This window comes from Olivibacter sp. 47 (assembly GCF_030372825.1).
GTDB classification, from domain to species: domain Bacteria; phylum Bacteroidota; class Bacteroidia; order Sphingobacteriales; family Sphingobacteriaceae; genus Olivibacter; species Olivibacter oleidegradans.
This window is the reverse complement of sequence record NZ_JAUCNR010000001.1, coordinates 4,118,907-4,142,673: the sequence shown is the minus strand read 5'-3', so window position 1 is coordinate 4,142,673 and position 23,767 is coordinate 4,118,907. Positions and strand designations below refer to the sequence as shown.

21 protein-coding genes are annotated in these 23,767 nt (G+C 40.2%); 7 read left to right on the top strand and 14 right to left on the bottom strand.

The genetic code is table 11. The features are described from left to right. Positions 1-32: 32 nt before the first annotated feature. Complete coding sequence (gene gyrB, locus QT327_RS18155) at positions 33-1,991, bottom strand: DNA topoisomerase (ATP-hydrolyzing) subunit B (protein ID WP_013665735.1); 1,959 nt, start codon at positions 1,989-1,991, stop codon at positions 33-35. A gap of 298 nt (positions 1,992-2,289) precedes the next feature. Between gyrB and QT327_RS18150 the strand changes: the two genes are divergently transcribed. Further along, positions 2,290-2,892: an OmpH/Skp family outer membrane protein gene (locus QT327_RS18150; RefSeq protein ID WP_130856952.1), complete on the top strand. Its 603-nt coding sequence runs from the start codon at positions 2,290-2,292 to the stop codon at positions 2,890-2,892. A 39-nt stretch (positions 2,893-2,931) separates the two neighbouring features. On the opposite strand, the gene QT327_RS18145 is transcribed toward QT327_RS18150, so the two are convergent. Both QT327_RS18145 and QT327_RS18140 read right to left on the bottom strand, forming a co-directional pair. After that, positions 2,932-3,081: a 30S ribosomal protein THX gene (locus QT327_RS18145; RefSeq protein ID WP_013665733.1), complete on the bottom strand. Its 150-nt coding sequence runs from the start codon at positions 3,079-3,081 to the stop codon at positions 2,932-2,934. A gap of 109 nt (positions 3,082-3,190) precedes the next feature. Further along, on the bottom strand, positions 3,191-3,622 hold the full coding sequence (locus tag QT327_RS18140; protein WP_041388196.1) for an META domain-containing protein: 432 nt from the start codon (positions 3,620-3,622) through the stop codon (positions 3,191-3,193). Positions 3,623-4,319: 697 nt separating this feature from the next. Here QT327_RS18140 and QT327_RS18135 point away from each other — a divergent pair. Beyond that, positions 4,320-4,553, top strand: coding sequence for a hypothetical protein (locus QT327_RS18135; RefSeq protein ID WP_013665731.1), 234 nt, complete (start codon positions 4,320-4,322; stop codon positions 4,551-4,553). Here QT327_RS18135 and QT327_RS18130 read toward each other — a convergent pair. The 9 genes from QT327_RS18130 to QT327_RS18090 form a co-directional block, all read right to left on the bottom strand. Next, positions 4,531-4,902 (bottom strand): phosphatase PAP2-related protein, encoded by a 372-nt coding sequence (locus QT327_RS18130; RefSeq protein ID WP_289554445.1) that lies wholly within the window; start codon positions 4,900-4,902, stop codon positions 4,531-4,533. The two genes, QT327_RS18135 and QT327_RS18130, sit on opposite strands and share 23 nt — an antisense overlap. Before the next feature lie 553 nt (positions 4,903-5,455). After that, on the bottom strand, positions 5,456-5,761 hold the full coding sequence (locus QT327_RS18125) for a DUF3817 domain-containing protein (protein ID WP_130856946.1): 306 nt from the start codon (positions 5,759-5,761) through the stop codon (positions 5,456-5,458). Position 5,762: 1 nt separating this feature from the next. Beyond that, positions 5,763-6,221: a hypothetical protein gene (locus tag QT327_RS18120; RefSeq protein ID WP_013665728.1), complete on the bottom strand. Its 459-nt coding sequence runs from the start codon at positions 6,219-6,221 to the stop codon at positions 5,763-5,765. Positions 6,222-6,288: 67 nt separating this feature from the next. Next, the gene (locus QT327_RS18115; RefSeq protein WP_149105362.1) at positions 6,289-6,879 is read right to left on the bottom strand and encodes a TetR/AcrR family transcriptional regulator; all 591 of its coding nucleotides are present in this window, start codon (positions 6,877-6,879) and stop codon (positions 6,289-6,291) included. A gap of 80 nt (positions 6,880-6,959) precedes the next feature. Next, a complete protein-coding gene (locus tag QT327_RS18110) occupies positions 6,960-7,619 on the bottom strand; it encodes an NAD(P)H-binding protein (protein WP_149105361.1) in 660 nt (219 codons plus the stop codon). Positions 7,620-7,779: 160 nt separating this feature from the next. Next, on the bottom strand, positions 7,780-8,511 hold the full coding sequence (locus tag QT327_RS18105; RefSeq protein ID WP_013665725.1) for a DUF481 domain-containing protein: 732 nt from the start codon (positions 8,509-8,511) through the stop codon (positions 7,780-7,782). 64 nt (positions 8,512-8,575) lie between these two features. Continuing rightward, positions 8,576-8,848 (bottom strand): hypothetical protein, encoded by a 273-nt coding sequence (locus QT327_RS18100; protein WP_013665724.1) that lies wholly within the window; start codon positions 8,846-8,848, stop codon positions 8,576-8,578. A gap of 28 nt (positions 8,849-8,876) precedes the next feature. Then, entirely contained in the window at positions 8,877-10,220 is a 1,344-nt protein-coding gene (locus tag QT327_RS18095; protein ID WP_130856941.1) for an ankyrin repeat domain-containing protein, read from the bottom strand. An 8-nt stretch (positions 10,221-10,228) separates the two neighbouring features. Beyond that, positions 10,229-11,428: an ankyrin repeat domain-containing protein gene (locus QT327_RS18090; protein ID WP_130856939.1), complete on the bottom strand. Its 1,200-nt coding sequence runs from the start codon at positions 11,426-11,428 to the stop codon at positions 10,229-10,231. A 661-nt stretch (positions 11,429-12,089) separates the two neighbouring features. On the opposite strand from QT327_RS18090, the gene QT327_RS18085 reads away from it, so the two are divergent. Next, on the top strand, positions 12,090-15,137 hold the full coding sequence (locus tag QT327_RS18085) for a SusC/RagA family TonB-linked outer membrane protein (protein WP_289553620.1): 3,048 nt from the start codon (positions 12,090-12,092) through the stop codon (positions 15,135-15,137). A gap of 11 nt (positions 15,138-15,148) precedes the next feature. Then, positions 15,149-16,777 (top strand): SusD/RagB family nutrient-binding outer membrane lipoprotein, encoded by a 1,629-nt coding sequence (locus QT327_RS18080; protein ID WP_149105359.1) that lies wholly within the window; start codon positions 15,149-15,151, stop codon positions 16,775-16,777. A gap of 541 nt (positions 16,778-17,318) precedes the next feature. Here the strand turns inward: QT327_RS18080 and QT327_RS18075 are convergent. Next, on the bottom strand, positions 17,319-18,227 hold the full coding sequence (locus tag QT327_RS18075; protein ID WP_013665719.1) for an OmpA/MotB family protein: 909 nt from the start codon (positions 18,225-18,227) through the stop codon (positions 17,319-17,321). A 1,293-nt stretch (positions 18,228-19,520) separates the two neighbouring features. Between QT327_RS18075 and QT327_RS18070 the strand changes: the two genes are divergently transcribed. The 3 genes from QT327_RS18070 (at position 19,521) to QT327_RS18060 (ending at position 22,780) form a co-directional block, all read left to right on the top strand. Further along, positions 19,521-19,802, top strand: a complete 282-nt coding sequence (locus QT327_RS18070; protein ID WP_130856934.1) for a hypothetical protein — start codon at positions 19,521-19,523, stop codon at positions 19,800-19,802. A 1-nt stretch (position 19,803) separates the two neighbouring features. Continuing rightward, the gene (locus QT327_RS18065) at positions 19,804-21,165 is read left to right on the top strand and encodes an FG-GAP repeat domain-containing protein (protein ID WP_289553618.1); all 1,362 of its coding nucleotides are present in this window, start codon (positions 19,804-19,806) and stop codon (positions 21,163-21,165) included. Between the two features lie 592 nt (positions 21,166-21,757). Continuing rightward, a complete protein-coding gene (locus tag QT327_RS18060; RefSeq protein WP_130856930.1) occupies positions 21,758-22,780 on the top strand; it encodes a glycosyltransferase family protein in 1,023 nt (340 codons plus the stop codon). A 43-nt stretch (positions 22,781-22,823) separates the two neighbouring features. Here the strand turns inward: QT327_RS18060 and QT327_RS18055 are convergent, their stop codons facing one another. Then, the gene (locus QT327_RS18055) at positions 22,824-23,729 is read right to left on the bottom strand and encodes a hypothetical protein (protein ID WP_130856928.1); all 906 of its coding nucleotides are present in this window, start codon (positions 23,727-23,729) and stop codon (positions 22,824-22,826) included. Positions 23,730-23,767: the final 38 nt, after the last annotated feature.

Here is a 23,767-nt window from a genome sequence, read left to right as displayed (position 1 = left end):
ACTTAAAACGTACAACTTAAAACTTAGAACTTTTATACGTCTATCTTCGCATATTTAGCGTTACGCTCAATAAACTCCCGACGAGGTGCCACTTCATCGCCCATTAACATGGAAAAGACACGGTCGCACTCCGCCGCATTTTCTATACTCACCTGACGTAAGGTGCGGGTTTCGGGGTTCATGGTAGTATCCCACAACTGCTCTGCGTTCATCTCTCCCAAACCTTTATACCGCTGAACATGTACGCTATCCTCTTTACCGGCACCTTTCAACCGTTGAATAGCTGCCAGTCGTTGATTTTCATTCCACGCGTACTCATGTTCTTTACCTTTTTTTACTAAGTACAACGGAGGAGTAGCAATGTAGACATAACCTCGCTCTATTAATTCCTTCATATAACGGAAATAGAAGGTCAAAATCAACGTTGTAATATGCGAACCGTCCACATCGGCATCCGTCATGATAATGATTCGATGATAACGAAGTTTTTCCAGATTCAGCGCCTTCGCATCTTCAGGAGTACCGATACTCACCCCTAGGGCGGTAAACATATTCTTAATTTCCTCGTTCTCGTAGATTTTATGCTCCATCGCTTTTTCTACGTTGAGGATTTTACCACGCAAAGGCAGGATTGCCTGAAATTCCCTGTTTCTCCCCTGTTTTGCGGTTCCTCCCGCCGAGTCTCCCTCTACGAGGTATATTTCACATTTAGCAGGATCATTGTTTGCGCAATCGGCCAACTTACCCGGCAAACCGCTACCTCCCATTACCGTTTTGCGCTGCACCATATCACGGGCTTTGCGTGCAGCGGCGCGAGCTTGAGCCGCGATGATAACCTTCTGTACAATTGCCTTTGCTTCGCGTGGATTTTCTTCCAGGTAAGTACCCAAAATCTCGCCTACAGCGACATCTACGGCGCCCATTACTTCGTTGTTCCCGAGTTTGGTTTTTGTTTGTCCTTCAAACTGCGGCTCAGCGACCTTTACAGAAATAACAGCCGTTAAGCCTTCTCGAAAATCATCACCTGTAATTTCTACCTTTAGGTTCTTTAACAGGCCCGATTTATCTGCATAAGCTTTCAAAGTACGGGTTAAGCCTCTCCTAAATCCGGCAACATGAGTACCCCCTTCAATGGTATTGATATTGTTCACGTAGGAGTGCACGTTTTCGGAATAGGTATCATTATATTGCAAAGCTAACTCTACCGGTATACCCTGTTTTATTCCTTCCACATGAATGGGGTCAGGAATTAGAGGCTGACGGTTACCATCCAAAAATTTAACAAACTCGCTCAGGCCACCTTCAGAATAAAACTCTTCATGACGTAATGCTCCATCTTCTTGCTCCTCGCGTTCGTCAAGTAGGGTAAGTCTGATTCCTTTGTTTAAATAAGCCAACTCACGCAATCTACCGGCAAGCGTATCATAACTATACGTGGTAGTCATGGTAAAAATACTTGGATCCGGATGGAAAGTAACATTCGTTCCGGTACGATCGGTTTCACCAATTACTTTTACATCATACAGAGGTTTTCCCTGCGCATACTCTTGTTTAAATATTTTACCTTCCCGATGTACTTCAGCTATCAACAAGGTAGAGAGTGCATTCACACAGGAAACACCAACACCATGTAAACCACCGGAAACCTTATAGGTGTCCTTATCGAACTTACCACCGGCATGGAGCATAGTCATGACCATTTCCAAGGCTGATTTGTTCTCTTTTTTATTGATTCCGGTTGGGATACCCCGTCCGTTATCCTCCACTGTTATGGAGTTATCTTTATGAATGATTACATGAATGTCTGTACAGTAACCGGCTAGCGCTTCATCAATGGAGTTATCAACTACTTCATACACCAAGTGGTGCAAACCTTTCACGCCAACGTCTCCGATATACATTGACGGTCTTTTTCTTACGGCTTCTAAGCCCTCTAATACCTGTATATTATCTGCGGAATAGTTGGATTTGTTTTTGTTTTCTTCGCTCATGTATAGTTTAGTTCCAAAAACACAAAAATACGAAATTTTACCGACTTTGAGTAATTTACTCCTTATATAATAGCTATTTAATGTTCTTTTTTTCTAGATAAAAAAACACAGAGAATAGGATGGGAACGCCTACAATTCCTTTCCTATCCAGTCAATTTTTTGCTGACATACACCTCATAAAATCGGTTTCTCAATATGCATGATTCCCGCGCGCATTTAAAAAAAAATTGCTTAGTATATGATTTTTATGTTAGGTTTGCGTTTTGATTGCATAGAAATTAAACAATAAAGACATAAGATGAACAAACCATTCGCTTCTATAGCAAAAATTTCATTAGGCTTGATGCTGGCTGTGGCTGCAGTATCATGTAATAACAATGCAAATAAACCGGCGGCTAAGTCCGGCAAAGACAGCACTGCTGCCGCAGCCACTGAAGGACAGATCGTATATGTAAACTCTGATTCGCTATTAGCCAATTATGAGTACTTTAAAGATATGCAAGCCAAGCTTCAGGAAAAAGCAAAAAAGACACAGAGCGAGCTACAAGCGAAAGGCAATGCTTTTCAACGTGAAGTGGCTGAGTACCAAAAAAACGCTGCTACCATGAGTGCAGAACAGCGCCAAAGTACAGAAGAACGTTTGGCACGTAAGCAGGAAGAGCTCGGCAAATTCAACCAGAATGCGAATCAGTCATTTGCCAATGATGAAGCCCAAGAACAAGAAAAGTTATACAACAAGGTAGCCGATTACCTTAAATCGCATGCGAAAGAGAAAGGCTATAAATTTGTATTAACTTATGCCAAAGGAAACCCGGGTGTACTGTTCGCAGATGAGAGCCTTGAAATCACCAAAGAAGTGGTAGACGGCTTAAATGCTGCTTATAAAAAGGAAAAGAAATAATTAACGTTTAAATAGGTTATAAGGAAGGGTTGATGAATATCAACCCTTTTTATTTTTAGCACTTACTGTGGCCTTTTCTTCTACAACCGCCGTTGCTGCTGCGACTTTTTTTTGCTTATGAGGTCTCGTTTTTCCGAATGAACCCATCGTGATCTTCCCTCTTTTGGTTTTTTTATCTCCTTTTCCCATACTGAATCGTTTATTTTTTTAATAAAAACTTAGTTAATAAAAGTGATAGTCCAAAGTACAAAATTTCAGGGTAAGAAACAAACCTTTAACAGAGGTCCGATTTCAGCATTTAGTCAATCCGCCTGAACCGCATCATAGCAATATCTCCCATAATAAAATGAAGCGTTTTACCTTCATCGGTAATATCATAACGATTTACCTTTTCGAGCGTACTGATGAAGGTCGGCTCTCCCTGCCCTTCGCAAAACATTTTCGTCATTCCTAAACCTTCTTTAAAGCTTATATTATGACCATCGCGATTCAGTTTTCCGAAAAAGTTATTGCAACTGGTATTGCCACTCACGCGGTTACTGTCTACTTCAATTTTTATAAAGGGTTTTTTATTGGGATACAAGCCTTCAAATGCAATGCGAGGACCGCTGATATAGTCCAATTCCCATGTTCCGTTCAATGCATCTTTTTTGGACGTCATCCCCTTTTTCGCTGTACAGGCAGCAACGACGATGGTTAACATCGTGATTAGTATAAAAACTTTTCTCATATAATCATTATTTACAACCGATAAGACTATTTTCAGCACAACAGGTTTAACTATAAAAAGTTTTTTCAACATATGATCCAATCGAGCGTAATAATAAAAAGAACGTTTATTTTATTCAACTTTTTTAATATATGTTCTTTATGCTTGATCATAAAGAACCAAACAATCAAGGCTATCCAGTGCTCACTAAAAATTCGGTTCCTATCCCTCTGTTCTGCGGAGCCGCCCCTATTCACAATTCCTTCCCTTCGCTTTTTCGCATAACACTTTAGCACGCCCTGCTAACCGAATTTTCTTTACGCTCACCCTGGAAGGCCGTTATGCCCTGCGCTATAGCCCGTTGCAAAATCGTTCCAAAGGACGATAATGGCCTAGTCTATGGAGGCAGCAACCGGCAGTCAAAGATGCCCCTCACCATTATTATGCGAAGCAGACGGTAATCAGTGAATCGACGAACGAAGGGCACGCCATTGCGCAAGAGGGTGGCTCCGATTCACGGATGGGCATCTGACCACGGGTTGCAACGGAATAGACAAGCCAAAGCACCTTGGCCCAATGGGCGCAGCAAGTGGGATGTATAAAATAAACGTTCTTTTAAAATGAGCATGACTCCATGTAAAGTGCAATAAGTCTAACCCAAACTATCTACCTTATTTACTATAATAGAATTTCCTTAACTTTGTAACAAAAGATGACTATGCAAACGAAAGAGCCTTTTGACATTACTCTCAATGAGATTGATTATGCGATCTTCCCGGAAGAAGAGGACATCTATACCGTTTATAAAGATGGTGTCGAATATATGAAAATCATGAAAGACACGGAGAATAGCTGGATTAAATTGGATTCGGAAACCGAGCTACCTCGTTTTGAAGCGGACGATGAAATTAACGCTATTGGAAGAGAAATTATAGCTTACGAAGCTCAGTAGTCACCACACGCACACCCACTTTTTCTTTTGCTAAAGCTAAATGGGCTGCCTTATACCATCCGCTTAATGCGATTTCGCGTCCCAACCAAAAACAACACCAGGTAAATAAAGGAGCCGCCAGCACATCGATACTGTAATGCACATGCTGAATCAGCACCATGCTTCCGACCAATAGCGTGGCTATTAAAGCTAATAGCTTATCCACTCGATTTGGTAAACATAAAAAGATAAGAAACATCGTGGAGGTATGACCGGAAAAAAAAGATCTTTGGTAATAAAACCGGCCTTTCCATAGGCAATATTGCTTAACGGATCCACTAGAGGAATTAATCCGGTGGGAGGGTCTAATGCGACCAACGAAATGGTCAGCATCCGCATAAATACAACCAGCAAGAAGCCATATAATGCGGTAATCATAATGGCAGGGCTAGAAAAACACCGATACAAAAGCAACGCTGCCATCCCCCATATACATACAAATATGGGCGTTGATAAATCCATGGTAGGTAAGAGGTTCAGCAACGGATCATATAAAGGCACTCCATCTCTCAGCTCGATATGATCAAAGAATTGGGGCAGCACAAATAAAAGTACAATAAACAAAAGATGGCCAGCGATCAGCCAGCTTTTAAAAGCCCAACTTTGCATCGCCTGTTTCCAGGTAATGGTTGCCGGGTATTCCATTTGAATTAAAGGTTGCATCTCCTCTCAAAAAAACATTTGCAAATTTGGCTTAACATTTTGATAATATGAAATTAATTTTTTCTAATCTATATTTTTTATGCTCAGACGAATAAAGAACAGATTAAATGTAAGCTTCTTTGTAACGTAAAGATGAGATAAAGCGCTACTATTTCGTATTGCTGTCACCGTTTTTTAACAACAATGACACATTTACTTTTTTAATCTAATTTCCGAAGAATCTTTCGATCGATATAGAACGTCCCAAAGGGCACGATACAAGCCAGTAGAACCTGCCATGTGGTGGTTCTAAATTTCCATTTTTGCTCTATTCCTACACTAAGCGCATTAAAAACAAATAGCAAAAACAGCGCACCATGAATAGGGCCCATTAATTTAGTTAAAGAAGGGTTATCGAAATAGTATTTCATCGGTACCGCGACAAAAACGAGGATTAATAACGATATTCCCTCGGCTACACCTATCAGACGGAGCGTAGCAACTTTTGATTGTTTCAAGTGTATCATATTATCTAAAATAAGGTCTGCTAGATAAAGGTGAAAATGGCCATGGAATGGCTATAAAAATAATAAACAAGGCTATTGAAAACCATATCAGCATGGTCCTAAACTTTTCTCCATCTTCCGATTTACGCTTAGCTAAAGAAGAGCCAACAGTAAGGACAACCACCGCGCTAAACATCAAGAAGGCATGGAACAGGGCAAAAAATGCTACGTCCCAATTCGACGAGGTCTCCTCGGTTTCCTTCCAGAAATATTTTATAATAGGGCTTTTGGTATAAAGGATAATTCCAAGCACCAGCTGTATGTGTGCAATGGTGGCCGTCCAATGCCTAATTGCATTATCCGTTTTTGAAAAGGGCTTAAGCTGATTAACACCTAGATAGGCACGAACAATAGCGACGACTAGACTGACTAGCACCAACCACCTGAAAAGAGAATGAAGAAAAATAAGTGTAACGTACATCGTTTTTTAATTAACGAAGCAAAGATATAACAAAACATACTACTCAGTATGTTTTTAGATAAAAAAATTATCTCAGCGAGTTCAAGTAATTCTTAAGTTCCTTTAAATAAGGAACATATACCGATCGATTATTTTCAAGTTTGCCGAAATTACGGATACCCCAATAACCCGACATAACAAAAAAAGTAACCTGTTTTGCGTCCACGTTCTGTCGTATACGTCCGTCTTTCTTTCCTTTTTCGATCGTTGCGATTAAAGACTTATTCCATTGATTGACGAGTTCGTCAAGTGCTTTCGCAAAACGCTCATTCCAAGGGGCCATTTCTTGCGTTAGATTAGCGGCAGGGCAACCATATTCTACTTTTAGAAATTCGTTTTCCATCAAGAGGTGGTACATCATATTATATATGAGTTCTATAGGGTCCTGATCGTTTTTTAAAGGATCAATGAAATTTTTGGCAAAATTAGGTTTAAGAATTTCATTGATAATGGCCAGTCCCATTTCATCTTTATTCTTGAAATGGTAATAGAAGGCTCCTTTCGTTACTTTTGTTGTTGCAAGAATATCATCAATGCTCGTTGTTTGATATCCCTTCGTGTATATGAGTTCAAAGGCTTTTCGTAGAATACTGAATCGAGTTGCTTCCGCCTTTTTCATGCCGGTTCCTTTTGCACAAAGGAAAAAAAATTATTGATAGCAACAAAATGTGAGCTCTTTTCATAAGCAGCGAATTCGGCTCATTTTAAAAGATCCTGCATTTCTCGCCAATGATAAATTTTTACTTTTTCGTTTTGATTTTGTGCAGCTTTTATCATGGCATTAGCCACACGCTCTCCGGCAATACCTCGATATTTTTCAAGCCCCTTCCCTATTAACAGCGGTCCAATAAACCACCATATGGCCATAAAAAATTTTTCCAATGGCCTATTCTCGTCCCGATTTCCCATTAACATGGAAGGTCTGAAAATATGTGTATGATCGAACCCTTGTGCTATGAGATCCCTTTCCACTTCCCCCTTCGTCCTTAAATAAAACACACCGGAGCTAGGATTCGCACCGACGGCCGTCACTAAAAAAACGGCTGTTGCACCTTGTTCTTTGGCTATTTTTGCAGCCAGCACCGGATAGTCGTGGTCTATCTCGTAATATACCCTTTGATCAGGTGTTTTATTTTTCGTAGTTCCCAAGGTTATATAAACTTCATCGGCTTTAATATCTTCTTTCAGACTAGGTAAGCTATGATAGTCGCCTATTAACAGTTTCAACTTAGGATGATGAATAGTCAATTTTCTCCGAACAACAACCGTTACGACTTCATAATCTGTACTATTGAGTAATTCCTTTAAAAGATACGAGCCTATGAGGCCGGTGGCACCAAATACAACTGCTTTCTTCATCAGCGTAAAATAATTAATGAATTAGACCTATGCTTCCCTGCCATATTAGTGGAAGGTTTCATTCGCAAGACAAATTACTTCTTTTACAGAAGTAATAACGTACCAAAAAAGTTTTCATTATCGTCGTTTTTGTGAAGTAGCTCGGGCAAATACCGAAAGCTTAAAAATACTTTTCAAAAGCAACTCCATAGGTAAATAATAGGTTTTCTCGATCTGTACGATTAATACGGTTATATACCAAAGAGCCTTTTAAACTAAGCCATTTATTTAGTTTAAATGCAATATCGTTGTTTAATTTAATATTAAAGTCTGCCGCATCGGTGAGCGAAGGTTGGTAGAAATTACTGCCCTGAATGATGATAAGCTCTTTAAAGACAAATTTGTAAAGGAGTCTAAAAGAGTTTCGTACCGTTTGATAATCTATAGGTAACTCATTTTCAAGAATACTGCTTGCGTCATAGAGAAAGCCGTCGCTTATGTTAAGAAAAACTTCGTTTTTGTCAATCAGGTTATAAGCAACGCCGGCTCCCGCCAATAGTTGGTTTCTAATCTTTAAGGAAAAGCTCGTATTGTAATTCGCTAAACCCCAATAGAAAAATCGAAGATCTTTCCGATAAATATTAAAATCAAGTGAGCTTGAAAAATCGTTATTTGACTGGCTCCCATCCTGGCGTCCATAGAGCCAGTTATTGTTGAAATTTAGTTTAATCCGCTCTTTTGCGATGGAAAAACGGAGTGCGTTGTTCAATAGAAATGCGCTTTTGTCATTTGTTTTATTAATCGAATTCGTGGACGAGAACTGGACGTAATAATTTGTGCTATCCTGCGTTTGACCGTGTGCGAGGCTAATGAAAACAACAAAGAGAACAGAAAACCATAGCTGTTTGACCATTACTAGACAAACTTAGCCAAATTGACAATAAAACACAAGCTAACCTATTGCTTGGTAAACTCACTTACAAAAGACCTTTTCCGAGTAAAAACCCAAACGCAACAGTGATCCAAACGATTCCCCAAACAAATAACGGAATAAAATATAAATCGTGCTTTCTACCTTTACGTTTAAGATAAAGCCCCAAGGGAACGATTATAATACCGGAAACTAACAAACTGTAAAGAAACCCACGTAAAGTCGAATTTCCTGCTTCGCCAAAAAGCGATATGCCAATCATTATACATACAATGGGTATTAAAATGGCTAAGATTCCCCAACCTCGATAAATCAACATAGTTATCTTATTTTATATTTCAACAAGTTCAGGATTGTAGAATTTTATTTTTCTCGGCATCAAATTCCTCTTGATTGATTATACCTGCATCTAATAAATCCTTCAAATCAAAAAGTGCCTGTTTCTTTTGTGCCATATCCATACCCGCCTGTACGGCTACCTTTGGCATTTCTGCCTGCATCGGCCCGTCAACTATATCATTTGATTGAGCACCAAAATCGATTAATAGGGCGGTTATCTCGTTGAAACCTTGCATATTAGCATAATCGATAGGCTTTTGCTCCAACGCGTTGGCTAAATCTGTGGTTGCGCCATGCGTTAACAAAAACCGGACAACATCTTTCTTACCATAAGCCGCTGCATAATGCAACGCGGTATTGCCTGCGGCGTCTTGCTTATCAATCGCTGCTCCCGCCTCTAACAGTTGTTTTACTAAAGAAAGATAACCGGATTTCGCGGCCGTCTGTAACAAAGTCTCGCCTGCATAATGCGGTTCAAAGCCTAATATAAAAGTACGCGTACCGGTTCGCGCAATCAATTTCCGAATATAATCCCCGTCTCGGCCATCGAAAGAATCGACCGGCCTTGCATAATCGGGAGACAATCCTTTGGATAGAAATAGCGCCAATAGCTCCTTTTGATTACTGCCACACACGTACCATACCGGCGATATACCTTCGGCCGATTCGGCAAAAATATCAGCACCCTGTTCTACTAAACGTTGCGTAATTAAACGGTTACCTAATTTCGTTGCTAAAAGGAGAGGGCCTTCGCTCTGATCATTCACTATATTGACAGCCGCTCCATTGTCTAAAAGCTTATTAACGATCGGTACCGAGTTCTGTTCAACAGCCAAATTTAACGCCGTATTTCCCTGCTTATCACTTACATTTGCTTCAGCTCCATTATCTAATAGTAATTGCACCATCGGCGGGTACTTATATTGCACAGCAATCAATAAAGGTGATTCTGCCTCATTGTTTAAAGCGTTAATATCGAGTCCGTCAGCGATCAATTTTTCGGCCACCTCCTGTTGTCCGGTTCTTGCGGCAATATGCAATAAGCTGTTACCCAGAAAGTCGTTTATTCGTATATCAGCTCCCTGGTTCATTAAAAACAAGGCCGTTTGTTTCTGTTTTTGCAACAAGGCAAAGTACAGGGGCGTTTCTCCCTGATGGTCTTCATAATTCAGATCCGCACCTGATTCAACTAATTGCTTCACTAGATCCAAATAACCGCGATGCGCCGCATAATGTAATGCTGTACGGCCTTTTTCGTCAGTATAACCCACATCAACTTGTTGTTTTTCCAAAAGGATTTCAGCAATCTTCCTTTTACCTCCTTCACAGGCAATGATAAATGATTGAGACATAATACAACTTATTCTTGTGCTAATAATAATTCTACTGTTTTTGATTTCAGATTGTCACCCAACGCATAATCTACCGCTTTTTTATCGGCTATATTTTCTAATTTGGCATCTACACCTTGTTGTAATAGAAATTTCACCTTTCGGTACAGTTCTTTTGCCTTTGGTTCATCATAATTCAAGTTAAACATACATACCTTATGCAATAACGTGTTGCCTTCATTATCGCGATAGTCGAGATCGAGAGCACCTCTGTGTACCAAGCGCTCCAGTAAGTTGTATGACTTCTCTAAAGCCCAGTCAATTCCTGTTTTTGGCCGATGGTAATAGTCCGACGGCTCCTTAAGGTCGCCTCCATGATCTAACAACATATCCAATATTTTATAATTATCATCATTCTCATATACCATGGCGCGCAAAAAACCATTTAAGAGATTCTCTTTTTGTTTGGTTAAAGCATAAAAATCCGGGGTCTGATAATGTAAAAACAACTCCATTATTTTTGCGTCGAATTGAAAAACAGCGGCATGAAAAAAGGCGCTCTCTCCCTGCTTATTTTCAACATTGGGGTAGGCACCGGCTTCCAACAACGCTTTTATCACCTCTATATTCCGCAAACGAACAGCAACATGAAGGGGTGTATTCCCCTCAACATTGGCAGCATTTATATCTAGGCCTTCTGCTATCAACCATGTTACAAGCTCTCTTCGATAGGCTTCGGGTTTCATCCCGTAATTACATATCTTGTAAAGAAGCGTTTGGTCGTATTTATCTTTCCGATGAATGTCTGCCCCTTGACCCACTAATATTTTCAATAAGGAGACGGGCGCATTCACCTCAATCGCATAGTTGAGTAAAGTAATCCCCCCTACTTCTTCGTCAATTTCATCGATCCGGGTGGCAAAAGTTTCAAACCAAGCTAAATAACCAGCTAAGTCCTGCAATTGCAGACTATCGATGCGTAAGAATGTGTTAATAATACTATTGTCAAATTTGTCGTATAGATAAAGATCCGTTTCGATCAAACCTTTCCGAATAAAAAGGTCGATTATTTCGTATTGACTCGATTTAATCAACTGAGTGACGGCAGATCCAAGTGCATAATCTTGAAAATCTTTAGCACTTGTAGCCTGTTCGGTTATCGCCTTGAGTTGTTCCGAATCTTTAGCCCTTGCGGCGGACTCTATTGCTCTTAATTCGTCGTTTGTCATATTTCTAATGGGATGTGAACAAAACTAGCGAATTTGCCACTATCGGCTGCCCCTGAAATCAGCTATTTTTTTGAAGAGCCGGATAGGGCTTGTTTTCTGTCTACACAGCAAACTTGAAAGCTTAAGTTAGGTGGGCACGAGCTGCTAAACTTCTATTTTATTTCACAAAAGTATGTTTCATTTTATACTTGGTATAAATAAGAACCCATCAAAAACTTTTTTTTTGAAATACTATTGCTTTGTTAAAAATATTATCTATATTCACAGAAATGTTACAATTATGAGAGACTAAATTCAATTAAAGTCAGACTAATACAAACACAAGAACAATACAAGCAACCGATCAATACATTTTATTGATAGCAACAGAGAACAGAATGTAAGCCATCAACCAGCTTAATCCCTCGTTTATTAAACATTATTGTGCAATAGATCCTTAGAGGTTTTCTGTTATTCTCAATAACTTAATCGTGTAATCGATCGTAAAGCACTTACCCTATCAATTTATTTACGGACTCGATGCTGTGAAGCAGGCGATCACATTTGTGAAACAAAAAAATGTGCGCTGGGATATTATTGTGCTTTTTGAAAGCATTTGCAGGCCAACCTAATGTAACACAACCCGTTCTTAAACAACAATTTATAACCAAAATCACTTAACATGAAGAAAGTTTTGCTATGCTTAATGTTCTTTAGTCAATGGCTCTTATTGGGAGCGCAGACAAGAAGTATCATCGGAAAAGTATCCGATCAGACGGATGGCCAACCGTTACCTGGCGTATCCATCAAAGTAAAAGGAACGAATATCGGCACTTCCACCGACGAAGAGGGCCGATTCAATTTACAAACCAGTTTAAACAACTTATCGCTTGAAGTTTCATTTTTGGGTTACGAATCGCAAACTGTTACCGTCGCAGCCAATAACAACACCCCTCTTAATATACGTTTGGTTGCGTCAGACAATAAACTGAACGAGGTGGTAGTTACCGCTTTGGGGATTGAACGCAAAGCTAAAAGCTTGACTTACTCTACCCAGACTGTGAAGGGCGATGAACTGACGCGTGTTAAAGATGTAAACCCGATGAATAACTTAACCGGCAGAATTTCGGGACTTCAGATTAACCGCAGCTCGTCCGGGATGGGCGGTTCTGTTAATATTGTCTTAAGAGGTATGAAATCGAACCGCAGTAATCAACCGCTTTATGTAGTAGACGGTTTGCCGATTACCAATACTTCGGGCAGTGGCTCTGAGGGCCCTTTTGGTGGCGGAACAGACAAAGGCGACATTCTCAGTACCCTGAATGCAGATGATATCGCTAGTATCAACGTGTTAAAAGGCGCCTCTGCTTCTGCACTCTATGGCAGTCAGGGAGCCAACGGAGCCATTATGATTACCACTAAAAAAGGAGCGGCCGGGCGTATGCGACTGGATATATCCTCCGGCGTGACAATTGATAAACCTTTTTACTTACCCAAGCTACAATATAAATATGGCCAGTCGACGCCCGATAGTGAAGAAAGTTGGGGTGAAGCAGGCTCCTTTTCAGACCCTGTAAAAGATTTCTTCGATACAGGGACCACCTTTATTAATTCAGTTAGTTTTAGTGGCGGCACGGAAAAGATGCAGAATTATTTCTCTTATGGCAACACCACGAATAAAGGGGTACTTCCAACCAACACATTCGATCAGCATACCGTATCGCTTCGCAATACATCCAACTTCTTCGACAATAAATTGTCCTTCGATGGAAGCTTAATGTACTCCTATCAGAAGATACATAATCGCCCTGCCTCCGGTTTGTATTTCAGTCCCTTAAGTGGCCTATATATGTTTCCTCGCGGGCAGGATTTCGAAAAATATAAAACCTTCGAATACTTTTCGTCGTCAAGAAATCTATATTTACAGGACTGGTGGAATATCAATGCCGATGCTGGTCTTACGGGTACGCACCATCAGCAGAACCCGTTCTGGGTATTGCATCGAAATCCGACTGATCAGAACCGCAACAACATTATCGGCCAGGCGCAACTGCGTTACAATATAACTGATTGGCTGAATGTCACGGCACGAGGGACCCTTAACAAGCGTTGGGATAAGTGGCAACGCCGAACCTATGCCGGTACCCAAGGCGTCATTTCCGGAGAAACCATTGCGGGCGTGCTGAATGATAATGGTCGATATCAACGCGAAGAAGGAGAAAGTACCGCCTTATATGGAGATTTATTAGTCAACGGAAACAAGCAGTTCGACGATTGGAATCTGACATTTACGGCAGGTACGTCCATTAATGATGTACGCGAAAGCGGTTGGATATTGGATCAGCGTCGATTAGCTATTGCCAATGTTTTCCTATTAAGTAATATCTACCGAAATTCGCCCATCACCAGTCTAACAGAAACTGCCAACAAAAGACAGGTTCAGTCGTTATTTGGCTCAGCCAACATCGGTTACAAAGAGAAGGTTTACGTCGATCTCACCGCACGGAACGACTGGTCCTCAACATTGGCTTTCACGCCCAACAAAAGCAAAGGGTATTTTTACTGGTCGGCCGGGTTAACCACCATCCTGTCCGAACTGATGACACTTCCCGCTTTTATCAATTATAGTAAATTACGCTTCTCTTACGCACAGGTGGGTAACGATGTGGCCGCCTTTTCAACATTTCCGGTAAATACGCTAGCCACCGGAACACTGACGGCTAATGTTTCTGGCCCGTATAAAGGGCTTCCGCTTAAACCCGAAATTAGCAGAAGTTTTGAACTTGGTTATGAAGGTCGTTTCTTTAACGACCGCGTTAACATAGATTTAGCACTATATAAGACCAATACAAAGAATCAATATTTCTCTTATGACGGCCCCGTCGGCGCGGTATATACTACCGTGTTTCTCAATGCCGGAAATGTCGAAAACAAAGGGATTGAGCTTGCCTTAGGTGTTGACGCGATCAAAACCGGGCGTTTCACATGGAATACGGGCGTGAACTTTACGGCAAACCGCAACAAAATATTAGAGTTGGCGCCCGGCCTTGGCGAACGCTATAGTATTGGTGGCAATTTCAATGTTCTGCGCCTGGGTGGATCTTTCGGTGACTTTTGGGGACGCACATTCTTACGTGATGCGAATGGTACTCTTATCGTGGACGAAAACGGAAGACCTCAAGGCGGACCCGATGGCTACCTTGGCAATAATAATCCCAAATCTATCATTGGATGGAACAATACGGTAAGCTATGGAGACTTCTCGCTGAGCCTTACCATCGATGGCCGTTTTGGTGGCCAGGTTATCAGCATTACTCAAGGTTATTTAAATTCTTTCGGTGTGAGCCAAGAAAGCGCCGATGCCCGTGATCGGGGCGGTGTAGATGTTCCGGCGGTACAAGCCGATGGCACGCCGTGGCAAGGTCTATTACCAGCACAGGCTTATTATGGTGCAATCGGTAACCGGGATGGAATTATTGAAGGGCAAATTTACGATGCCACCAATATTCGCCTACGCGAGCTTTCTATCAGTTATAAATTGCCGATCAAATGGCGCGCGGTTCAACAAGCTTCGCTCAGTCTTTCCGGAAGGAACCTGTTTTTCTTTAAAAACGATGCTCCATATGATCCGGAGCTTAACACAACCACCGGTGTCGGAGGCCAGGGTTATGATATTTTTGGCTTACCCACTACTAGAAGTTTCGGTTTAACATTAAAAGCATCTTTCTAATTGACAACATTATGGACACGATCAATAAATTTAAAAAATACAGCATACTTTTCATTGCGTTCATCGGATTAGCCGTCGGTCAGAGTTGTACGGACAAGTTCGAAGAGATCAACACCAGCCCTGTGGGCGTTACAGATGATCAGGCAAACGCCGATTATGCTTTAATAGCATCCTTTCTAGCACAGGCACAACGCGACATTATTCCGGAGGATGTGGGCGAATACCAACTAGCCAATAATTTGTGCAGCGACGCCTATGGCGGTTACTTTGGTGCGCAGGCGCCTTTTGTGGGTAATGCCAATAATCTAACCTATAGCCTAGTGCAAGGTTGGTATCAGGCTATTTGGGTGCAGCGTTATATTAAAGCGATGAATCCGTTATATCGTGTGATCGAATTGACGAAAGAAGATCAAAATTTACAGGATATTTATGCTTTTTCCCTTGTGCTAAAGGTAGCGGCCATGCATCGTACTAGCGATAAGGTCGGCCCAATTATTTATAGTAAGTATAATGTGATCAACGATGATGGCGGAATCTCTTATGACTCGCAGGAACAAGCCTATACCCTATTTTTTGAGGACTTAAATAAAGCGATTGACATCCTTAAAACGATTCAAAACAACGAGGATTCTCCGGCCATGCAGAAGGCCGACCTTGCCTATACCTCGAAACGGTATAGCCATTGGCTTAAATTTGCCAATACATTGCGTTTGCGACTGGCTTTACGCATCGCTTATGTCAATCCTACATTAGCTAAAACCGAGGGCGAGAAAGCCCTGGACCCTGTAAATGGCGGTTTATTGGAAAATGTAGTCGATAACTGCTACATCACCTTAAGTGTAGACCATCCCTTAAACATCATCACCAGTAGTTGGAGTGATACCCGACTGGGTGCTCCATTTGAATCTATTTTACGCGGTTACAACGACCCTCGTCTACCCAAACTATTCCTTACCGCAACGGATCCCGCTGTCGCCGGACAATATAAGGGGATCCGTTCCGGTATTAACATTGATGCCAAAAGCCGGTACGACAATTACTCCAAATTGCAACCACAAGCTATGAAGATGCAATTAATGGTAGCTCCCGAAAGCTGGTTTTTGAAAGCCGAAGCGGCATTGAGAGGTTGGAGCAATGCAGGAGATGCGAAAACCAATTATGAGACAGGCATCGACCGGTCTTTTGAGATGTATAATTTAACCGCTCAAGCAAGCGCTTATAAGAATGATGCAACAAGCATGGCTATGCCTTACGTAGATCCGAAGGCTGTTAAGAGCGGGGAAAATGACGTTGCTGCTTCTTCTCCTTACCTGAGTAAAATTACAATCAAATGGGATGATGCTGCTACCAGCGCGACTAAGCTGGAACGCATCATCACCCAGAAGTGGATTGCTATATTTCCGGACGGTGATGAAGCCTGGGCTGAATATCGGCGCACCGGTTATCCTATTCTATTTCCTGTTGTAGTAAATTATAGTGGTGGAACGATACCTACTATTCCCGGCGTTAGACGGATGCCCTATCCGCAACGTGAATATAACAGTAATAGTGCGGCAGTAGCCGAGGCTGTTGAGATGCTAGGCGGGCAAGATAATGGCGGGACCCGTTTGTGGTGGGACGTTGCTGATAAAACCTTTTAATAATTAAGCATTAAAAAGGTCTGAATAATTTAACTATTCAGACCTTTTCTATCGTTTGAAAAAAGTCTAATTTTCGATATTCCTATTATTTGGATTACACAAAATATTTCGATATTTTTTTCTTTAACAAAAAAAATTATTATCTTGCAACGTACTGATAAGAAGCCTAAATTTCTTAAACCTGTTCCTAAACGCAGGGCTCAGTTATCGGAAAAATCACAAAGGCTTCTTCTATTTTGCGTTATGGCGCTTTAGTCTCTAGGCTTTACACATATAATCGCAGACTAGAAAGATAGAGAGGGAAAGATTTATTGTTCTTAAACATATAGGCACTGCTTTAAACGAAGCGCTGTGCCTTCAAAAGATCTTAGGTGATTAGCTTACGGCTTTTCGCTTAAAAGTTTTTGTTCTGTGTTTGTTTGGCACACGCCTGCGGCCCTCTCCCCGAGGGCTGCTTACGGCGTGGCATGGAAAAACAAATCCAAATACAAAAAACCCCGGCACTGCATGCAGCCCGGGGTTTTCTTTTAGCTTTTTTTGCTTAATAAGTAGTAGTATCTTGCTCGGTAACTGTTGTATCGCCATCTTGCGAGCTTTCAGGCGCCTTATCAATCAGCTCCATAAATTGATCCAACTTAGGTGTAATGATGATCTGGGTACGTCTGTTGCGCGTTCTTCCAGCCTCCGTATCATTGCTTGCAATTGGGTTATATTCTCCACGTCCACCAGCAGTAAGTCGCTTAGGATCTACCCCGTAGTCGTTTTGCAAGGCCTGTACCACCGATGAAGCACGCAGCGCACTTAAATCCCAGTTGTTCCGGATGTTCTTCTGCGAAATTGGTACATTGTCCGTATTACCTTCAATTAACACTTCATACTCCTTGTAATCCATGATAATCTTAGCAATTTTACCTAATGTTTCGCCGGCAGCCGGAGAAATTTCATAACTACCCGATTTATAGAGCATGTTATCCGAAAGCGAGATATAAACCACACCTTTTAACACTTGAACATCCACATCCTGCATCTCTTCACGGCTCAAGGAGCGCGTCAGATTATTGGTCAACACCATATTAAGCGAGTCGCTTTTAGCCTTGGTATTCACCAAATGCTGGATGTATTTGTTAGAAGCATTAATTTCATCCACTAACTTGGCGATGTTGGCATTGCCCTGGCCGCTGTTGGTTAAACATTTATCCAAAGCCGCCTGTAGCGAATTTACATTCGACTTGTACTGCGCGATCTGTTCTTCTAGATCCGTTACGCGAGATTTGGCATTCGTCAATTCATGCTGACTATTCAGGAACTTTAAATCCAAGTCCTTATACTTCGTTTGCAACTCGGTATAATCGCTTTGCAAAGCTGTATACTTTTTGTTGCCCACACAAGCACTTGCAAGTAGCGCTATGGCTAGAACTGCAAGGGGCAAACTAAACACTTTCTTGTACATAATTGTTTTCATTTATCAATAAGCAATGTCTTATATGTAAATATCGTGCCAAAAGTAGAAGGCAGTAGGCTATAAGCTATAGGCTTTAGGCTAAATCGTTACATAAAGGCGTCCTTGATCCGACCTTGAGCCGTGCTCTATCCGTGTCCTATTCCCCCTATATCCCAGTGATATCCCTATACAGTACGTAAAAAAGCCCAAAACACGGCTTTTTAAGCAATACCTATCGGACTACTATCGGACTCGAATATAGTAAGGATGTGCATCAGTTTATAGACGGCTGCTACAGCTGTTAAAATATGTTAAAGTTGCTAGCCAGGTAGGTTGAACTTTTTAATTGGCAGAAATAGCAATAAATCCGGCACCGTGTCTGCCAAAATCGTTTGCTATTTCGCTGAGCAAAATATAAATATCTTCATCGTACTTTAGTATTATTTCAACAGCATCACAGCAAATACAAGCAACTTTAAACCAATTCCAACTGACATTGAAACAAACATGAACAGCATGGTAGTAAATCCAACTGCATTTAAAACAAAGTAAGTTGTCTTTACTATAAAGGTGATCAACTTTAACACAATTCCAAACAACTTTATATTAAAGATATACGGAATTAACTTGACTCCAACCAGGAGTAACTCAATTCCACCTGTCTTTATAGTAAAGACAAACGGCTTTACTATAAACCCGTCTGATTTTATAATAAATGCAACGGACATCAACACAATGTCGACCGACATTATTATAAACCCGTATGACTTAGAAACAAAGTCATATCGGTTTGCTTTAATTCCGCGCGTCTTTAATACCATCCCGATCGGAATTGGCACAAAGCCATACGGAAATACGATAAAGACGACCGGGAGCAAGTTGAATACAAAAGTCCTTGTTACAAAGTCAATATGATCCATGATAAAGACAATCGTCTTTATGGTAGGTTCTCTGGATTAATGGTTATTTATCTGTTTCGATTATCGATCTCCAAATAAGGGTAAGGAACTTAACTATCAAAGAAGAAGGGCGAGTGCTGAAAGAATAGATTCTTGAGTTGGTGGATATTGAGCAAGAACACCGGTAATCGCATGAAGCTAATCAGCAATTTGAGAGCAACAAATTTATAAAAACAAATTTGAGTTTATCTCTACCAAGCATAAAATTAATTTCATATAATCAAAACCAAATTTCGTCCTCATAAAATGGCATTCTGTGTAATTTTTTTGATTTAGCCGATTTTAATCACTTGCTTTGCGGCCGTTCAACGAGGCCTTGCCTCCTAAACTTATATTTATGTTTATGAAGTATTTCAAAAAATCATTAGTAGTGCCCATGGTACTGCTCAGCCTATCCTTCGCAGCCTGTAACAAGGATAATGCAGTTCAACAAGAGACAAAAGAAAAAGCCCAAATTGAGACCCTACGGCAGTTTCTAGCAGAAAAAATGCATTTGGACGTTTCTTCCATTGTGTTTAATAAAGAAACCCAAGCGTTTAAGCTACCTGGGGACTACGATCGTGAGCTTAAGTATGAAGATGTTCTTGATGTTTATAACCGTGACAAAAACCTAGATAAGAAATAAAATGAAAAAGCTGCTATATACGTTATTAGCCTTTGTTACCTTAATCAATGTGGCAAAGAGCCAAGTGATAGATATAAAAATTGGGATGTGGGGAGTTCAAAACATATATCTTCATGATGGGAAAATCAAGTATGAGTCCAACAGTGGCGAAACTCCATTCAATACCGTCATGCAATTCCAACGATACGATGGTTCCACACAAGTTAAAGCGCAAGCGATCTATGTTTTAGATGCCAACGGCTTCGAAACCGCAATTTCTGATAGTATTTTTGTAACTACCTCTGATTTTACACAAGCTACCGGTACTTATTGGAGTAAGGAGTTTGCTAAAACAGCAAAGCTGCAACCAAATAACAAGGCCGGAGTTGTGAAGCTCAAATGGCGTTATTGGGATACTTATAGCGGAACAACGCCAAAATGGTCTTCGTATTATTATGCAAGTAAGACGTATGGAACGATTTCCGCAGGCGATATAGAAACACCTTATCCCGCAGGTTCAATTTCCGTACCAGCAGATTATGATGGAGATGGAAAAATGGATATATCTATCAAAGACGCGAGCGGATACTGGAGAATAGACTACGCAAAAAACGGATTCGGTGTTTGGGATGTGGTTTTAGCCAACTATGGCAATTCTATTGAGGCCGTACCAGTACCTGCTGACTATGATGGGGATGGCAAAACTGATTTAGCCATTAAGGATTCGAACGGCTATTGGCGGATAGACTATACAGCCAATGGATTTGGTTCCATTGATATAGCTTTGCCAAATTATGGAAACTCTCCCAAAGCTTTACCTGTACCAGCCGACTACGATGGTGACGGCAAAGCAGACTTAGCAATCAAAGATGATAATGGCTATTGGCGGATAGATTATGCCAATAATGGTTACGGTTCAATCGATGCTGTATTCGCCGGTTACGGAAATTCGACAGATGCCATTCCTGTCCCAGCGGATTACGATGGTGACGGCAAAGCAGATTTGGCTATTAAAGATAAAAACGGATATTGGTGGATAGATTATGCCGCAAACGGATTTGGTTCTTTTAACGTTTCGTTACCGAATTATGGATATTCAAATGCTATACCAGCGCCAGCCGATTACGACGGTGATGGTAAAGCAGACCTTGCAATCAAAGATACCAATGGTTATTGGTGGATAGATTATGCCGCAACAGGTTTTGGTTCTTTTGACCTAAAATTTCCGAACTATGGCAATTCAATCGATGCAGTGCCAGCGCCCGCTGACTATGACGGAGATGGGAAAGCAGACCTCGCCATAAAAGATGCAGACGGATATTGGAGGATAGACTATGCAAATAATGGTTATGGCTCATGGGATGTAGTTGTTAATTTGAGATAAGCTCTCAATACAAAACGCCTGGGATATAAGTTAACTGCTTTCTCTTAGGCGTTTTGGTAAATTTATAATGCATGTGCAATTATTAAAAATATAACCACGTTTTATTGCAACGATACAAACTACCATTCCATTTTGCCAAGCATCAATTCCATTCTCAACAACGATTAGATAAACCGCGTAACTGCCTCGTTCATTATTTCTTACATTAATTTTGTAATCTAAATAATAGCAAACAGCTTTAAGCTTTACACTTTTTTTAATACGCTGTATTTAACCAATCTGGCAGCTAGCGATATATCTTCATCGTCCAATCCGTTCAAATCATTATTATAACCATTTACTGTTATAAGTCAGCATGCAAAGGGCACAACTAGAATCTCTTAAATCGTGCGAACGCCCTCTTTTTTTGAAGAAAGAGAGACAAATAATTTAGAACAGTACGCATAATTTGATCCGATTATACATAACCACAACAAACTAAACAACAAAAAAGTTACATTAAAACTGTATCATAGAACATATTCCTTCGTTTTTATCTTAAGTCATGATATAGCAACAGCAGTACACTTCCTATTAATACCAACAAAAGTTTATGGGAAAAGAAGTAAAAAAAGTCTTAGTAGCAACAAATCATTTGGAAGGCGTAGGCGGGTCTGAACTTTATACATACGATTTAATTAAAGCGCTGAGTGAGTTACTGGGTATAGAGGTAGAATATTTCACTTTTGATAAGGGATTGATATCTGACAAAATAGAAGGAGAGTTAAAAGTTCCTTTTATGTCAAAAAAGAAATACGATCTAATTTTTGCTAATCATAACACTACTGTAAGAGAACTGTTTTCGAGAGCTCCAATCATACAAATCTGTCATGGCGTGTTACCTGAGCTTGAGCAACCCTCTCCTCTTGCAGATTTTCATGTGGCGATTTCCGAGGAGGTATCATTACATCTAAATGAATTAGGTTATCAAAATGAGGTGATATTAAATGGGATAGATATACAAACTAAGAAGCCAACAAGTTCGCCAAACCAAAAGTTAAAAAGAGTACTTTCATTATGTCAAAGTGAAAAAGCGAACATCGCATTAAAGGAGATCTGTGCGTCTAAGGGTTTAGACTTTTCTTCCTATAATAAGCATAAAAATCCAATTATTGAAGTGGAAAAAGTAATTAACCGCTTTGATTTAGTCGTAGGAATTGGAAGATCCATCTATGATGCCATGGCATGTGGAAGACCTTGTCTAATATATGATAATAGAGGATACAATGGAAATAGAGCAGACGGTTATTTACGTCCCGAAAAATTTTGGAAATATATAACAAAGAACTGTTCTGGTCGGTATTTGAATAGGCAGTACAAAGAAACAGAATTAATACGGGAAATGGAGAAATACGATCCCAAAGACGGAGAACGACTTAGGGAAATCGCCTTATCAACCTTAAATGCTCATGATATGGCCCGTAATCTATTACTTATGACTGATTATTTAACGTGGCAAAATCGTTTGAATAAATGGAAAAGATTCACAAGCAACACCAAGCTCGTCAAGCGAGCTTTTTTCTATAAAAGGATATATAATGCAACGAAATGGACGTATTTTAATAAAACATACTAGATGTCGGGCTTATCTAATCCTTTTTTTGATAAATGAGGCACTCTCAGGTGAGTTTTTTTAGTATTCCAAGTTTATTTAACCATTTAACCTTACGGGATTTCCCTTTTTCCAAAGCCTTCTCTGTAGGAGAATACTTAACATGTATCCCTTCCTGATCATTGCTAGTGTCACAAACTAAATGATCAATAGTGTGGGACGGTAAATATTTTAACTTTGACCATATAGTTGGAATCAAGGGGTGGAAATTATTGTAATATACAAAATTGTACTTATCGCATGCCTGCCATAACCGAAAATAACTATCTACGTTAAAATCGTCTTTGTGAGACCAACTTTTTAGCTTTTTAAGTAAATCTGTTTCTTCTCGTCCCCAACTTTGATGAACCATTTTATAACTTACAAATAACTTATCCTCCCCTGTTCTTCTGGCTTGTTCATATTTCGGATACCTTGTTGCTACAGGTAAATACTCGTCCGAATCTATTACAAGAAATCCATCCTCAAGTTCTTTATAAATCGTTAATACTTGAACATATACACAAACGGTAAAAGTCCGATCGATTAAATAATTCTTAATTTCTTTAAGCAAAAACTCTTTAAAACCAGCAAAATTAATAAAATACTCATCAGCATCTATCTGTATATGCCATCCACCTTCTCCCATAAATTCTCCAAGCATATTTCGCTCACGTGTATCGTTTTCCATGGGCGACAAATGGGGATCATAAAAATCATCTTTGTAAATGACAATTTTGTTATCGATATCAAAAGTTTTTAACCATTCAAAAAACTCTTTCGGAACTACAAAATCATCTCCTGACCATGTTCTATTATTTTCGTCAATTGCTAAATATACCGCATCTGCTGCTTCGTAAACCAAGGGAATAGAACGATACAAATATTTGAAGTCATATGAAACTAAAAAGCCAACCTTAATAATGTTATTCATAAAAATCTTATATCAAAACAGAAAAATGTAAATAGGTT